We start from the raw sequence: 14,455 nt of genomic DNA, 5'->3' as shown, positions 1-14,455 counted from the left end.
GTGGATCGAAGAGTCGAAGAAAGGGGCGTCCGTCAGTTCTCACTGATTTTCGGACAACCCCTTATTTCTATATATTGAATGAAGCTGGAATGATCTTGTGCAAATGAACAGATATATTCGTTATATTATCAATTGTTCCTACAACCGCCCGGACTTATACTGAAAACGCATACAAAAACAGTTGTCACACGTTTTGAATGAGATGAAAGCGCATTCCGACATCAAGGGGAGGACATCAAGGTGGAAATTAGCTGGATCGGAGCATTGGTTGGCCTGGCCATTGCGATCGCATTAATTTTGTTTAGACTTGCACCAACGTATGCGTTGATATTAGGGGCTATTCTTGGCGGTTTTATCGGTGGAGCTAATTTCTCAGAAGTTGTTAGTATTTTGATCTCTGGTACACAAAGTGTACAAGGCACTGTAATTCGTATTATAGCGGCTGGTGTATTTGCCGGGGTTATGATGGAATCGGGTGCTGCGGAGTCGATAGCCAAATTTATCGTAGATAAGCTTGGCGGTACGAAAGCGATGCTGTCACTAGCATTAGCGACGATGGTTATTACAGCCGTCGGCGTATTTATTCCAGTAGCGGTTCTTATCGTTGCACCAATTGCCCTTACAGTTGGTCATAAAATGGGGTATTCCAAAATTGCTATTCTCGTTGCCCTTTCAGGCGGAGGTAAAGCGGGGAATATTATTTCGCCGAATCCGAATACGATTGCAGCGGCAGGCGGATTTGACCTAGACGTCAACAAAGTGATGATGGGCGGCATTGTACCTGCTATCTTTGGATTACTAGCAGCTGTACTATTGGCTTCCATCCTGAAATACAAAGGCAGCAAGGTTACAGATGAAGAAACGAAAGAGCTGGAGAAGAATAGTGCCGGCCATCTGCCTCCGTTATCCAAAGCGCTTATCGCTCCCATCATCGCCATTGTATTATTAATGGTTAGTCCGGTCGGCACAGTTTTAGGCATCGATGCGTTGGAAGCGATCAAAATCGACTCGTTATTTATTTTGCCTTTCGCAGGTATTGTAGGCTCTATTGCATTAGGCAAGTCCAAGCAATTGTTAGATTACTGCACAGCTGGCTTAAATCGGATGACGCCGACTATTCTGATCATTATTGGTGCAGGTGCGATTGGTGGTCTCATTACAGCATCCACGCTGTCTGCGGAAGTTGTTCGTCTCGTTGAGAATATCGGAATTTCGGGTACATTCCTTGCACCAATTGCAGGTCTGTTAATGGCTGCCGCAACAGCATCGACTTCGACAGGCGTTATTCTGGCAACGGGCTCTTTCTCAAGCGCCATTCTCAATACAGGTACAGCGCCGTTATCGGCAGCCGTTATGACGCATGCAAGTGCGACCGTTCTGGATCACCTGCCGCATGGCACGTACTTCCACGTTACCCGTAATGCTATGGGCATGAGTATGAAAGACCGGATGAAGGTTGCTCTTTATGAATCGCTAGTAGGCTTAACGATGACAATCGTTGCAATTATTTGGTTTGGGTTTATTATGTAGAACCGGAGGCTGACAACAATGGGGAAAGTGTTCATGCTGGCGCCTGACTCTTTCAAGGAAAGTATGACGGCGAAGGAAGTATGCGAAGCGATGGAAGTAGGGATCAAACGAGCAATACCTGATGCCATATGCATTCATGTGCCGATGGCCGACGGCGGAGAAGGAACTGTCCAGTCTTTGGTCGACGCAACAGGCGGGATGTTAGTGCCAATGGAAGTGACAGGGCCGCTGGGAACTCCGGTCCAAGCTCATTATGGGATTCTGGGCGATGGGACAACGGCTGTAATCGAAATGGCGTCTGCAAGCGGTATCCATCATGTAACGAAGGAAACGAGAAATCCCCTTATTACGACGACACTAGGTACCGGGGAATTAATAAGAGCTTGTATTGAGAAGGGGATAACTAACATTATTCTCGGGATTGGCGGCAGCGCGACGAACGACGCGGGTGCCGGTATGGCGACAGCGCTTGGATATAAGTTTCTTGATAAGGATGGTTATGAGATTCCGCTCGGTGGCGGGTTTCTGGGAGAGCTGGCAAGCATCGATACGTCCAACGTTATCCCGCAATTACGAGAGGTTAGCATTACGATTGCTTCGGATGTTACAAATCCGTTATGCGGACTGCGTGGAGCCTCTGTCGTGTTCGGTCCGCAAAAGGGCGCAACGCCTGAGATGGTGCAGCGATTAGATGCGAATTTACTTCATTTTAGCCGAATTGTTGAAGATCAGCTTGGTATTGCAGTTGCGGATGTACCGGGTGCAGGTGGTGCAGGCGGGCTCGGCGCCGGCCTGATGGCCTTTACGAACTCTCGGATGAAGAAAGGAGTAGACATCGTCATTGAATACACCGGGCTGGAACACAAGATGAAGGATGTCGACTATTGCTTCACCGGTGAGGGCGGAATAGATATTCAAACGAAATTCGGCAAAACTCCATATGGCGTTGCGCAGGTCGCCAGACGGACGAATAAGCAAATCAAAGTGATTGCTCTAGCCGGATGTATCGGAAAGAACGTGGAAGACTTATATGAGGAAGGCTTTGACGCGATCTTTGGTATCGTTCCTGGAGCGGCAAATCTGGAGGACTTGCTGGTACAGGGGAAAGACAATGTAGCGCGTACAGCAGAAAGCGTTGCGAGATTGTTAAGGTAAGCGGTTAATAGGAAGGGGCTGTTCAGAAAGTCCGTGACAGCAACCTGACTTTCTGGACAGCCCCTTTAACTGCTGTGGTGAATGAGCATGAAGAGGAGCTCGATGCGGTCTAATAGATTTTTGGGATCTTTACCCGTAATGGAATGGATTTTGCTTAGACGGTAACTCAAGGTGTTACGATGAATCATAAGCTGACTGGCCGTTTCATTTAAGTTCAGATTACAGTTTAAGTAAACCTGAAGGGTATGAATCATTTCCTTATCCAGCTTAAATAGCTGCTGGTCAAATGCCATTGGAGTGCTGCTATGCAGAGATGCCAGCATATTAGCAGTAAGCTCGCAGCTGGAGTAGTAGATCAGCCTTTCATTCATATTAAGTCCTTTCACAATCCGCATGGCCGATTTCGCTTGAATGTAGCCCGCAGCAATGGTGTCGTTCCATTGACTAATTGAGATAAAAGCGTTGGAGTGCCTAGAGCGGATGTCCTGTGAAAGGCTGTTCAATTGACGTTCATCCTGAATGACGACACATAGAGAATGAGCAGATATATGAAATGCTGAAGGATCGTTCATCCTTAACCTCGTCGGAGCAGGAGCATCCACGCAGACAATGAGTGAGGGCTTAGTAAGAACAATCTCATATTGCAAGGCACGTTGAATTAGCTCGGGTGTGTAGATCGTATCCCTGTTGATGACTTGATGGAAAAACTGTTGTTTAATGGATTGATCGGCAGCTTCTTTGTTAAAATCAATGCTCTGGTTAATTAATAGAATGACCGTTGATTTTAATAGGTTACCGAACGGCCTGGTCTCTGCTACCTCGCCGCTAATTCCGACAACCCCAATAATTTCACCATTTATATCTATCGGAATATTGATCCCCTTCTTGACCAGATCATCTTCTTCATAGATTTCTATCGTACGCCCTTGTTTAATAGCTTCTACAGCTCCCTGATGCGTGGTCCCGATTCGACTAGGATCTCCGCTTCCGATAATAACGCCTGAATGATTCATAATATTAATATTGTAAGGAATATCCTTCATCATTCGTTCAACGATCGTTTGAGCTTCCGTCGGATTAAGTTCGTACATGGTCTATCTGTCTCCCATATCATTAACAAGTTATATTCATTGTTACCAAATCATACGCGAATCAAACGAATGACCCTTAAAGCTCGATTGGTCAGGAATATTTTACATATAACCTTTTCGTTCAAATAGCCGATAAACATAAAGGGTTGTGTGGGGACGAGTGACACCAGCCTGATAATGCTCTGAGAATCGATACATACAACGAGAGGAAGTTGCAGACATGATGAGTAAGGCTATCGGGCATTTGAACTGGAAGTCAATCAAGATGTATTTCTTATCTGTAAAAGGGCGGTTAGCTATTTGCTTATTGGCTGTGCTGCTGATTCCTAGCATCTTAATAACTACCTACTCTTATCAATCCGCCAAACAGCAGGTTCAGGAGCAAATGATAGATAAAGCGGAAACGAGTATAAATTTGCTTAACGGTGTTATCGACCAATTCATAACAGCGAAGATGCAGGAGGTCGAGACTTTAGCCCAATCCTTACATGGAAGTAATGTTAAGGCTAAGCCAGGCTCTAATGTCGGCGTAAGTGCAGAAGCTACTAAACTGTTGAGTATTTTCAAAACGAGCCATCCAGAAGTCTCGCTTGCATATATTGCGACAGAGGACGGTGTATATATTAATGCTCCGTCCAGTCTGTTGAATCCGGCTGATTATGATCCGCGAACCAGAGCGTGGTACATCAAGGCCATGGAGAATAAGGGTGAGATTGTCGTAACTCCGATCTATACGTCCTTAGCTACTAACACTCTTGTTATTACAGTTTCCAGAACGACATCCGACGGTCAAGGGGTAGCAGCGATTAACGTTGATTTGGATCAGGTTAAAAAGCTTGCACAATCGATCACAATAGGTAACGAAGGCTATGCCTATGTTATGGATGAGGAACGGAATTTTATTTATCATCCTGAGATGGAAGCGGGCTCCCAGGCACCGGAGACGGTCCAAAGCAACTACATCTATAGCGAGAAGGAAGGTACTTTCAAATATAAGCACGAGGACGGAAGCCAGAAAGAAATGGTGTTTCTGACTAACGAGCTTACAGGCTGGAAGCTTGCGGGCACTTTCAATACATCAGAATTTACGGACACTGCCTCGCCAATACTGCGCACATCGTTAATTGTAGTGTCCATATCCATCATTTTGGGATCGATTCTGGCGTATTACATTTTGCGTTCGATTATAAGACCGATGAAGGTGCTGATTGCGGCTACAAGAAGAATCGGAGACGGGGACTTGACCGTAGATATCACCTATAAACGGAAGGATGAATTCGGCGAACTGAGCAGCAGCTTTAACCAAATGATTGGCTCTATTCGTTCGATCTTATTTAACGTAATCGAGACGTCTAATCAGGTTGCGGCTTCCTCCGAGGAGCTGACCGCAAGCTCTGAGCAAACGACCAAAGCGACCAAGCAGATTGCTATTCATGCACAGGAGATGGCGGAAGGAGCCGAAACTCAGGTTAAGTATATCGATCATTCGTCCGCTGCCAGTACCGAGCTTGCTCATCGATCACAAATGATTACATCGAGTGTAAGTGTATTGGATAAGCGGGCTTCTGCAGCCTTAGACCATTCGGAAATAGGCGGACAGTCGGTACATTCCGCTGTTCAGCAGATGAGCTCTATTCAACGCAATGTTGGTTCTCTGTCCTCCAACATTCAGCAGCTCGGGGATCGGTCTGCGGAAATTGGCAGCATCGTCAGCTTGATCAAGGATATCTCCGGGAAAACGGGCCTGTTGGCTTTGAATGCGGCCATCGAAGCGGCTAAAGCCGGTGAGCAGGGACGCGGATTTGCTGTAGTTGCAGCCGAGGTTCGTAAGCTTGCGGATCAGTCGGCAGCGGCAACGAAGCAGATCGAAACGCTTATTGCAGATATCCAAAGCGAAATTAGCAGTGTCGTTTCTTCGGTCCAATCCGCAGCAGCCGAAACAGAAGACGGCATTCGGATTATTCATGACACTGGCGAAAGGTTTGACGAGATCCGGCGGGCCATCCGTCACATTACCGAACAAATCGAGACGGTGTCCGAGCAAGCTCAGTCCATTACACGAGAGACGAATGCCATGGCGAAAGATTTGCAAGGAGTTTCGTCTGTTTCGGTTGAAGCCTCTTCTACGACGCAAAATGTAGCGGCCGCGGCTCAGCAAACCTTGGCCTCCATGGAAGAGATCGCTTCCTCCGCCGGAGATTTAGCCCATATGGCTGAGGACCTCCAGGCGTTAACAGGTAAATTTAAACTATATAAATAACACAGATATCGGAATGATACAGAACAGCCGTCCTGCAGAGAGGAGCTATTCTCTCGGCGTGGACGGCTTTTTGTATACGCCTGATTCATGAGTAAGTGATAACGATTGATGATATTAAAGATTGGGCTTGTTTCGGATTCGAGAAGTATGATATATTCATTACTATTCTCATTAGTTTACCTTTAATTTACAATTAGGAGGCTTGCATGAAAGTATTTTTGCCATTGATTCATTTATTAAACAAGATGAAATATTCAAGGAAATTCTCATTTATTGGTTTTATTCTATTAGTTCCATTATTTTTAGTAAGTTTATTCTATTTAGGGACTATGGAGGAAGAAAAGGTTCAAATTAATAAACGGTTGGAGGGGGCAAATTATAATATTGGGCTAAAGGATGTCTTGCAGAACACTCAGCAGCTAAGAGCTTTAAATATTTCTCTTCTAGGTGGCGATACATCGGCTACAGAGAAAATAACTGAAGCTACAGAGAAAGTAAATCGCGCTTTGGAGCACATGAACGTATTGGAATCCCAAATGGAATATGACTTTGGCACGAAGGAGCAATTACAAACGATCCAACAAAATGCGGCTCAACTGCAGCAAACAACATGGACAGATAAACAGCAAATTTTGACCGAATATGCAGCTGCGACAAGAGCTATTCTGGATCTAATGTCGGATGTATCCAATAATTCTGAGCTTCTGCTGGCTCGTTCCAAAGAGTCGTTTAATCTGATCTATAATGCGTCGATTGAATTACCGCAGTTAACAGAGAAGCTTGGTCAAATGCGCGCTTTAGGAGTAAGTACTCTGAATAGCGACGGGGTGAATGAAGCTCTAAACGCACAATTGAACGAGATTTACTACCCGATGCTTACGGCCATACAAGACGTCTGGAAAAGCTCGTCCATTATCTTTAATAATCCTGGCTTTGCAGCGGAGCTGCAAGCGCCTATGGAATCTGTCCAAGAAAGTACAAATACCTATTTGAATGCAATCGAAAGCTTAAGTACAAAGAAACTTACGGCAGAAGAATATTACGATATTGCAACGAAAGCTATAGATGACAATTTTAATTTTTTTGTTGCCAGTCTTGACACCTTGGAATCTATTATGAAGCAGCAATATGATGATTTAGAGCGTACGACGCGTCTTCTGTTTATCGTACTGTCCATTCTCTTTATCGTTTCAGTGCTTTTGTTCATTAGCTTATATCTTGCGATTCGCCAATCGATTAGACTGCTGGAAGAGGGAACGGCAAAGGTTGCCAATGGAGATCTGAATACCAAGCTGGTATTAAATACGAAGGATGAAATGCGGAATATCGAAACGGCGTTTAATCGCATGACCGGTCAGCTTAATGACCTTGTTCGAGGCATTGCAGCTAGTGCTGAGCATGTCGCATCCTCAAGTGAACAGCTAAATGCAAGCGCAGAGGAAGTGACGTTGGCGGTAGAGCACTCGACAGCTGCGGTTAATCAAATGGCGGTAGATACAGAGCGAGAGGTCGAAAGTATTAAAGAAAGCGCACAAGCGATGAACGAGATGGCAGAGGGTATAGAGCGCATTGCTGAGAGTAGCGTAAAGGTTTCTGCATTAACCAATGAAACAACAGGCTTTGCGAACATAGGCAATACGACTGTTGAACAAGCATTACATCAAATGGAGAAGATTAAGCATACCGTTGGACAATCCAGTGAAAAAATAAACGAGCTTTACAACAATTCAGCTCAAATCGATTCCATCGTTACGGTAATTTCCGAGATTGCGAAACAAACCAACCTGCTTGCATTGAATGCGGCAATTGAAGCGGCGCGTGCTGGAGAGCACGGCAAAGGCTTTGCCGTTGTAGCAGACGAGGTTCGTAAGCTAGCCGAGAGATCCCGTGATTCCGCTGCCCAAATAGCCGAGCTCATCGGAATCATTCAATCCGACACGACTCAATCTGTGCAGATGATGGGGATCGTTTCGGATACGGTCCAAACCGGTATTGAAGTAACAGAGGACGCAGCCGAAAAATTTGGTCATATTCTAACGAGCATGCAGGAGCTAAATCCTCAAATGGAGGACATCTCAGCAACCGCTTTAGAGTTTTCCGCTCAAGTCGAGCAAGTCGCCACCGTCATGCAGCAACTATTAGAAATGGCCCAGCATACGAGCGAGGCAACGGAGGAGATTGCGGCCTCGTCAGAGGAGCAGCTTGCCGTTATGGAGGAAGTATCCTCTTCAGCAGGCTCTCTGTCCCAGATGGCAGAATCGCTGCAAGGCATGGTAAGGCAGTTTAGGCTGTAACAGGTATCATTAATAGGGTAGCTTGAAGAGATGGCGATGCAGGGTGAGACGGTCCTTGCATCGTTATCTTATCTCTAAGACAATGTAGTTGCTCTAGTTAATTTCATGCATTAACAATAATTAATTTTCAATTATCTCGACTTCTTTGATCTTAAAATCTGTTCCGTATTGTAATTCAGCAACGATCGGGAACTCGGTTGGAGAAACAGCGCCCGGTACTTGTGCAACCAATCGTCCGTCCTGAACATCAAAGTTAACAATAGAACCGTATCCAACTCTATCAAGCCACATCGTAACGAATGATGAATCAAATTCTTTCTCCAGCCTCTTATCCTGAACGGTCAAGCTAACCTGAACCTTATCGTCATATTTTTCTATCATGGAACTCGAATTGTGCTCCAGAAAATCAATTGGCTTCTCAACAACATATTCGGTTAACGTTTGTTTTTCTAAAACATGCGCCTCCTGCACATTTACTGCAGTTCCAGTTCCCGTGGTTAGAAAAATAACGATTTCATCACTTCCATCATCATTAATATCTTGAATCATTAACTTCGGCGCATAGGTCTCGTTCGCAACCTGATTCCACGTGAAGGTTTTATTTTGTCCGTCACTGGATACTGAGATTTGGGTATAGATGTCGTCTTTAAGTTGATCTCCGGTTATGACTACATCATTCATCGAGACTAGCTCTGTTCCCGTTATATCCGTGCTGGTAGGATTAGCCTCGTTCTTTTGATTTTTGCTCGTTGTGCCACAACCACTTAATACAGAAACCAATGCACATACCACAATCAACTTTCTAACATTCACTAATGTTCAATCCTCTCTAATATTCTGGGTTATATCTTGCAAATAGTTTTACGCATAATACACTAGCTTGTTTCCAATAATGGGAACTTTATATTCACCCGATCTAGTGATACTGCCCCCTTATCATTACAAACAGCTGGCTAACGATAATAAGCTAGTTGACCTAGGGGCGTTAATTAATCGAGATCAGTATGACACGACAACACTCTAGCGACGGAATGACGTGGGAGGAGATATTGAAGCTGGCTGCTAAATTCCCTACAAAAGGTGATAAGAGCACCCGCATTCGGGGTCTTAGCGCCTCCGGCTCCAGTAATCTCGTGATGGATATCGCTAGAACAGAAGGATTGACGTATATCGATCCGGATACGCTTAAGGCTGCTGCAAATACGGATGCGTGGAAAAAGTCCTATCGTCTGTCGGTCGAGGCCACAAAGTCTGGAGCTTTACGGTCGGGATAGTAACCGCCCCTGCCGCTTCCGAGGATCGCAAGTCAACAGGTAGTGTTTATATACACGAGATCTTCGCGATTCCACAAGGAGCTGCTCAAGTAGACGCCGCTTGGGGTTTTATTCAATATTTCAATGGGGAGGATTATGCACAGCAGTACTACAAACGCTCATCTATTTCTGCTCCTCTGTCGCGCATGGTGAAGGAGTACTCCGGTTACAAGCTGGATGCGTTCTATAAATTAAAGCCAAGTTTTGAACCATCCATAACCAGCTATGCTCTCACGAGCAGTCGTCAAATATGGAAGTGAGCTTCTGGTCCGTTCTATCTAAAGAGCTGACACAGGTCGTAAACGGGAAGAAAACGCTGGACAAGGCCTCAGCCGCTATTCAGACCCAAACGCAAGCTCTTGCTGATAAAGCGGCCAAGGCCCAGAAGGCCAAGAAATAAAATAACATTAAAGTCTGAACCGAAGGCGGGCAGGAGAAGCGGGTTCGCAGATTCGCATTTTATGGTATATTGTAATGAATGGCTGCCATCTAAGTGGCGGCCTTTGTTGTCCTTACACGGTTACGCGGGTACAGGGTGTTCCCAGATCCGATTGAGTGGACGAGGAGGATATATGGATAAACCAGTAACGATTGTAGAATACGATGAAGCTTGGGCTATGGAATACCAACAAGAAGCTAGAAAAGTAATGGAGTTATTGGGTAATAAAGCAATGGATATTGAGCATATCGGGAGTACGTCTGTTCTTGGGTTAGGGGCAAAACCGATTATCGACTTTATGCTTGGTGTTCATCATTTGAGTGATGCTGATGAATTTATTGAACCTCTGGCGACAATAGGATATGAATATGTGGGTCATAAAGAGTTTCCTAATCGAAGATTTTTTAGAAAAGGTGAGTGGAGAGCAGGAACGCATCATTTGCACATTTACAAGTATAAGAGTGACGAATGGAATAAACATATTCTGTTTAGAGATTATTTGCGAGCTCACTCTGATGTGCGGGAACAATATCACCAGCTAAAGAAAAGCTTGGCTGAACGATATCGTTATGACAGAGCTGCGTATACGAATGCCAAGCATCCTTTCATAACGGGCGTAATTGAGAGAGCTAAAGCAGAACGGAGAGGGTCAAATTAATTCAGGAATCGGCTGCACTTGTTTTGCCGCTCCTAGTCGAGTAATATGTAGACATTGTACCAATTGCATATAGGAGAACAGGTGTCTGATCGGCGAGTAGGCTTGTCGTTCAGACTGAAAAGGGAAGTTCGGTGCAACACCGACGCGGTCCCGCCACTGTAACGGAGGAGCAGGCAGCTCCATCAGCCACTGATCTGTATCGATCGGGAAGGCCGCTGCCGAGTGATGATTCCGAAAGCCAGGAGACCTGCCTGTTCTGACAGCACTGCTGTACCTACGGGAGATAGGGAAGTGTTAGATGAACCGTCATAATACACGATGATGAAGGCGTCTTTCCCTATGTATTTTTTTAAGGGAGGACGCTTTTTTTTGTTATTAGCAGTCTCTGAACTCCTGAGCGAAAGTAGAATTTGAAGGGGAACATTCTAATGACCTTGCAGCAATTGAAATATATTCTGACCATTGTAAGATGCGGTTCAATAAGCGAAGCGGCCAAGCAGCTGTTTATTTCGCAGCCAAGCTTGTCTAACGCGGTGAAAGAAATTGAGCTGGAAGCGGGTATTGAAATCTTTCGTCGATCGTCCAAAGGAATCGTGTTATCGAGCGACGGAGCGGAGTTTCTATCCTATGCTAGACAAGTCGTAGAGCAAGCGGAGCTGCTTGAACAGCGATACATGAATCGTAAGCCTTCGAAGAAGCTGTTCTCGATCTCGACACAGCATTACGCATTCTCCGTGCAGGCTTTCGTCGGACTGCTGAAGGAGCTTAACGTAGACGAGTATGAGTGTACGCTGCGAGAAACACGCACCTACGAGATTATCGAAGACGTGCGGAATATGAGAAGCGAGCTCGGAATTATCTATATGAGCGAGTTCAATCGAAAGGTGATTCAGAAGCTATTAAAAGATAATGGGCTGCGGTTTCATCCGCTGTTCCAAGCGGAAGCGCACGTATTCATCAGCAAGGAGCATCCGCTTGCTTCCAAGTCGCTGCTTGACATTGAAGATTTGGACGACTACCCATGTTTGGCCTTTGAGCAAGGCGAATATAATTCCTTTTATTTTGCAGAAGAAATTCTTAGCACTCGAACGTACAAGAAGAAAATACTCGTTAGTGACCGGGCTACGCTGTTCAACCTGCTGATCGGGCTTAACGGCTATACGATTAGCTCGGGAGTACTGAATAAGGATCTGAATGGGGAGCAAATCAAATCGGTACGGCTTCGAACGGACGAGTGCATACAGGTGGGATACATCGTGAATCAGAAGGCAAGCTTAAGCCAGTTGGCTGCCGCCTACGTTATGAAGCTTAAAGCGTTCATTGCTGAATTCGGCTATTCGATCATAAACGAAGAGGATGAGCTTAACTAAGCCCATCCTCCATTGTGCATGTTATTCCAGTGCTGCTCTAACTTCTTGGGCTGCTTGGACAAGGTTTGTCAAGCTGGCCCAAGTTTCCGTGACACCGCGAGTTTTAAGTCCGCAGTCTGGATTAACCCATAGCTTGGACACTTCAATCTTGTCGAGCATACGGTGCAGCCCTTGTTTAAGCTCGTCGACGCTAGGAATCCGAGGTGAGTGGATATCGTATACACCGGGACCGACTACCGTACGGAAGCCGCATTCGTTAATTACATCGATGATGGCCAGATCCGAGCGCGACGCTTCGAACGTAATCACATCGGCGTCCATCGCATCAATATCGCGGATGATGTCGCTGAATTGGCTGTAGCACATATGAGTATGAATTTGCGTCTCGGCTTTAACTCCGCTGTGAACAAGTCTGAAGGCAGGAATTGCCCAGCTTAAGTATTCACTCTGCCAGTCCGACTGGCGGAGTGGAAGCTTCTCTCTTAATGCAGCCTCGTCAACCTGGATGATCTCAATACCGTTAGCTTCGAGATCGAGTACTTCGTCCCGAATGGCAAGAGCGATCTGAAGAGCGCTTTCCTTCAGGCTGATATCCTCGCGCGGGAACGACCAGTTCAGGATCGTAACCGGACCTGTCAGCATGCCCTTGACCAGCCTGCTTGTCCGACTCTTCGCGAAGACGGAATATTCAACCGTAATCGGTTTGCTGCGGCTAATGTCTCCCCATACGATTGGCGGTTTGACACAGCGTGTTCCGTAAGACTGCACCCAGGCATTCTCTGTAAAAATAAAGCCATCCAAGCATTCGCCAAAGTATTCCACCATATCATTACGTTCGAATTCGCCGTGAACGATGACGTCGAGTCCGATTTCTTCCTGTTGTGCAATGCACTCTGCGATCCGGTCAAAGTTGAATTGCTTATATTGTTCCTCGGTGATGCTGCCTTTCTTAAAGGCTGCGCGGTTGGCCCGGACTTCAGCCGTTTGTGGGAACGAGCCAATCGTTGTCGTAGGCAGCAGCGGAAGCTTGAACTTCGCTTTCTGAATCGCCTTCCGCTCCTCGAACGCAGGCAATCTTGTGAAGTCGGCGTCCGTCAGCTCTGCCACTCTCTTCTGCACAGCGTTATCGTTCGTAAGACGCGCTGCGGAGAACAGCTTCTCGTTCTCTATAAGCAGAGAGGATTCTTCAGGATTTGCTTGCTCCAGAATGGACTTGAGCTCTGCGAGCTCGCGCAGCTTCTCTTCTGCGAACGCGAAATACGGCTTAAAGGCTGCTGATAGCTTCGTTTCATGCTTCAGCGAATAAGGAACATGGAGCAGCGAGCAGGAGGTGCCGATAACGACTTCGCTTGCATGCTGACTGATTTCGCGAACAAGGTTAAGGGTCTGCTTATAGGAGTTCTTCCAGATGTTCTTGCCGTTGAGTACGCCGGCGAACAGCACTTTACCGCTGGCGAATCCATGCTTGCGCACCAGCTCCAAAGACTGCTTGCCTTCAACGAAGTCGATGCCGATTCCGTCGAACGGCAGTGCTTGAAGCTGCTGATAGCAGTCGCGAACGTCGCCGAAATAGGTTTGCGCGATAACCTTCACGCTGCCTTTGGCGGAGAGGATACCATCATAAAGCTCTGTGAACAGCGCGATATCCTCAGCGGTCAAATCCGTTACCAGTGAAGGCTCATCCAGCTGAAGCCATGCTGCACCAAGCGCGTTCAACTGGCTTAGGACAGCCTTATATGCCTCGACAACTGCAGGCACGAAATCCTTTGCTTTCTTCGAGCCCGTGAATCTCGCAAGCTTAAGCAAAGTGAATGCGCCGATCAGTACAGGCTTGGTAGAGATGCCAAGCTGTTTGGCCTCCGTAAATTCCTCGAACAGCTTCGAACCAGCCAACTGGATGCTTGTCGTATCGTCAATCTCAGGAACCATGTAGTGATAGTTCGTGTTGAACCATTTTTTCATCGCCAGCGCTTTAACGTCGCCTTTGTCGCCTTGATAGCCTCTTGCCATTGCGAAATAGGTCTCCAGCGGGCTAAGTCCAAGCTCTTGATATCTTTGTGGAACAATTCCAAGTAAGCAAGCGGCGTCGAGCAGTCCATCGTAGAAGGAAAAATCGTTAGACGGAATGAAGTCGATCCCATTCTCCTGCTGAAGCTTCCAGTGTGCAGATCTAAGCTGCGCCGCTGTTTGCCGCAGTTCCTCGATTGATAGTACGCCTTTGAAGTATTTCTCGGATGCGAATTTAAGCTCTCGAAGTCCGCCGACTCGCGGATAACCGATAATGGATGTTTTCATATGTAACAGCTCCTTACGTGCTAAGTTGGTCTCATTATAGGGCGTGGAGG

General features: G+C 46.3%; 11 protein-coding genes and 1 riboswitch. Of the genes, 8 read left to right on the top strand and 3 right to left on the bottom strand.

Annotation, left to right across the window (positions count from 1 at the left end):
- Positions 1-240: 240 nt before the first annotated feature.
- Positions 241-1,530: a GntP family permease gene (locus PXY01_RS19300; RefSeq protein WP_127572305.1), complete on the top strand. Its 1,290-nt coding sequence runs from the start codon at positions 241-243 to the stop codon at positions 1,528-1,530.
- 18 nt (positions 1,531-1,548) lie between these two features.
- Positions 1,549-2,685, top strand: a complete 1,137-nt coding sequence (locus PXY01_RS19295) for a glycerate kinase family protein (RefSeq protein ID WP_127572303.1) — start codon at positions 1,549-1,551, stop codon at positions 2,683-2,685.
- 65 nt (positions 2,686-2,750) lie between these two features.
- Here the strand turns inward: PXY01_RS19295 and PXY01_RS19290 are convergent, their stop codons facing one another.
- Positions 2,751-3,776, bottom strand: a complete 1,026-nt coding sequence (locus PXY01_RS19290) for a CdaR family transcriptional regulator (RefSeq protein ID WP_127572301.1) — start codon at positions 3,774-3,776, stop codon at positions 2,751-2,753.
- A 220-nt stretch (positions 3,777-3,996) separates the two neighbouring features.
- On the opposite strand from PXY01_RS19290, the gene PXY01_RS19285 reads away from it, so the two are divergent.
- The gene (locus PXY01_RS19285) at positions 3,997-6,036 is read left to right on the top strand and encodes a methyl-accepting chemotaxis protein (RefSeq protein WP_127572299.1); all 2,040 of its coding nucleotides are present in this window, start codon (positions 3,997-3,999) and stop codon (positions 6,034-6,036) included.
- Positions 6,037-6,560: 524 nt separating this feature from the next.
- Entirely contained in the window at positions 6,561-8,330 is a 1,770-nt protein-coding gene (locus PXY01_RS19280) for a methyl-accepting chemotaxis protein (RefSeq protein ID WP_164744498.1), read from the top strand.
- A gap of 120 nt (positions 8,331-8,450) precedes the next feature.
- On the opposite strand, the gene PXY01_RS19275 is transcribed toward PXY01_RS19280, so the two are convergent.
- Positions 8,451-9,143: a hypothetical protein gene (locus PXY01_RS19275; RefSeq protein WP_127572296.1), complete on the bottom strand. Its 693-nt coding sequence runs from the start codon at positions 9,141-9,143 to the stop codon at positions 8,451-8,453.
- 397 nt (positions 9,144-9,540) lie between these two features.
- Between PXY01_RS19275 and PXY01_RS19270 the strand changes: the two genes are divergently transcribed.
- From PXY01_RS19270 to PXY01_RS19260, 4 genes are all read left to right on the top strand, one after another.
- The gene (locus PXY01_RS19270) at positions 9,541-9,903 is read left to right on the top strand and encodes a hypothetical protein (RefSeq protein WP_127572294.1); all 363 of its coding nucleotides are present in this window, start codon (positions 9,541-9,543) and stop codon (positions 9,901-9,903) included.
- On the top strand, positions 9,894-10,043 hold the full coding sequence (locus tag PXY01_RS22450; protein ID WP_164744497.1) for a hypothetical protein: 150 nt from the start codon (positions 9,894-9,896) through the stop codon (positions 10,041-10,043). The genes PXY01_RS19270 and PXY01_RS22450 overlap by 10 nt, the downstream gene beginning before the upstream one ends.
- A gap of 172 nt (positions 10,044-10,215) precedes the next feature.
- On the top strand, positions 10,216-10,740 hold the full coding sequence (locus tag PXY01_RS19265; RefSeq protein WP_127572293.1) for a GrpB family protein: 525 nt from the start codon (positions 10,216-10,218) through the stop codon (positions 10,738-10,740).
- A gap of 62 nt (positions 10,741-10,802) precedes the next feature.
- A riboswitch (cobalamin riboswitch) is annotated at positions 10,803-11,009 on the top strand.
- 159 nt (positions 11,010-11,168) lie between these two features.
- Positions 11,169-12,110 (top strand): LysR family transcriptional regulator, encoded by a 942-nt coding sequence (locus PXY01_RS19260; RefSeq protein WP_127572291.1) that lies wholly within the window; start codon positions 11,169-11,171, stop codon positions 12,108-12,110.
- 21 nt (positions 12,111-12,131) lie between these two features.
- On the opposite strand, the gene metE is transcribed toward PXY01_RS19260, so the two are convergent.
- Positions 12,132-14,405 (bottom strand): 5-methyltetrahydropteroyltriglutamate--homocysteine S-methyltransferase, encoded by a 2,274-nt coding sequence (metE, locus tag PXY01_RS19255; protein ID WP_127572289.1) that lies wholly within the window; start codon positions 14,403-14,405, stop codon positions 12,132-12,134.
- Between the last annotated feature and the right edge of the window lie 50 nt (positions 14,406-14,455).

The organism is Paenibacillus xylaniclasticus, from assembly GCF_004001065.1.
Lineage (GTDB): Bacteria > Bacillota > Bacilli > Paenibacillales > Paenibacillaceae > Paenibacillus_T > Paenibacillus_T xylaniclasticus.
Note: the sequence above shows the minus strand (reverse complement) of the source record. Positions and strands in the feature narration are given on the sequence as shown.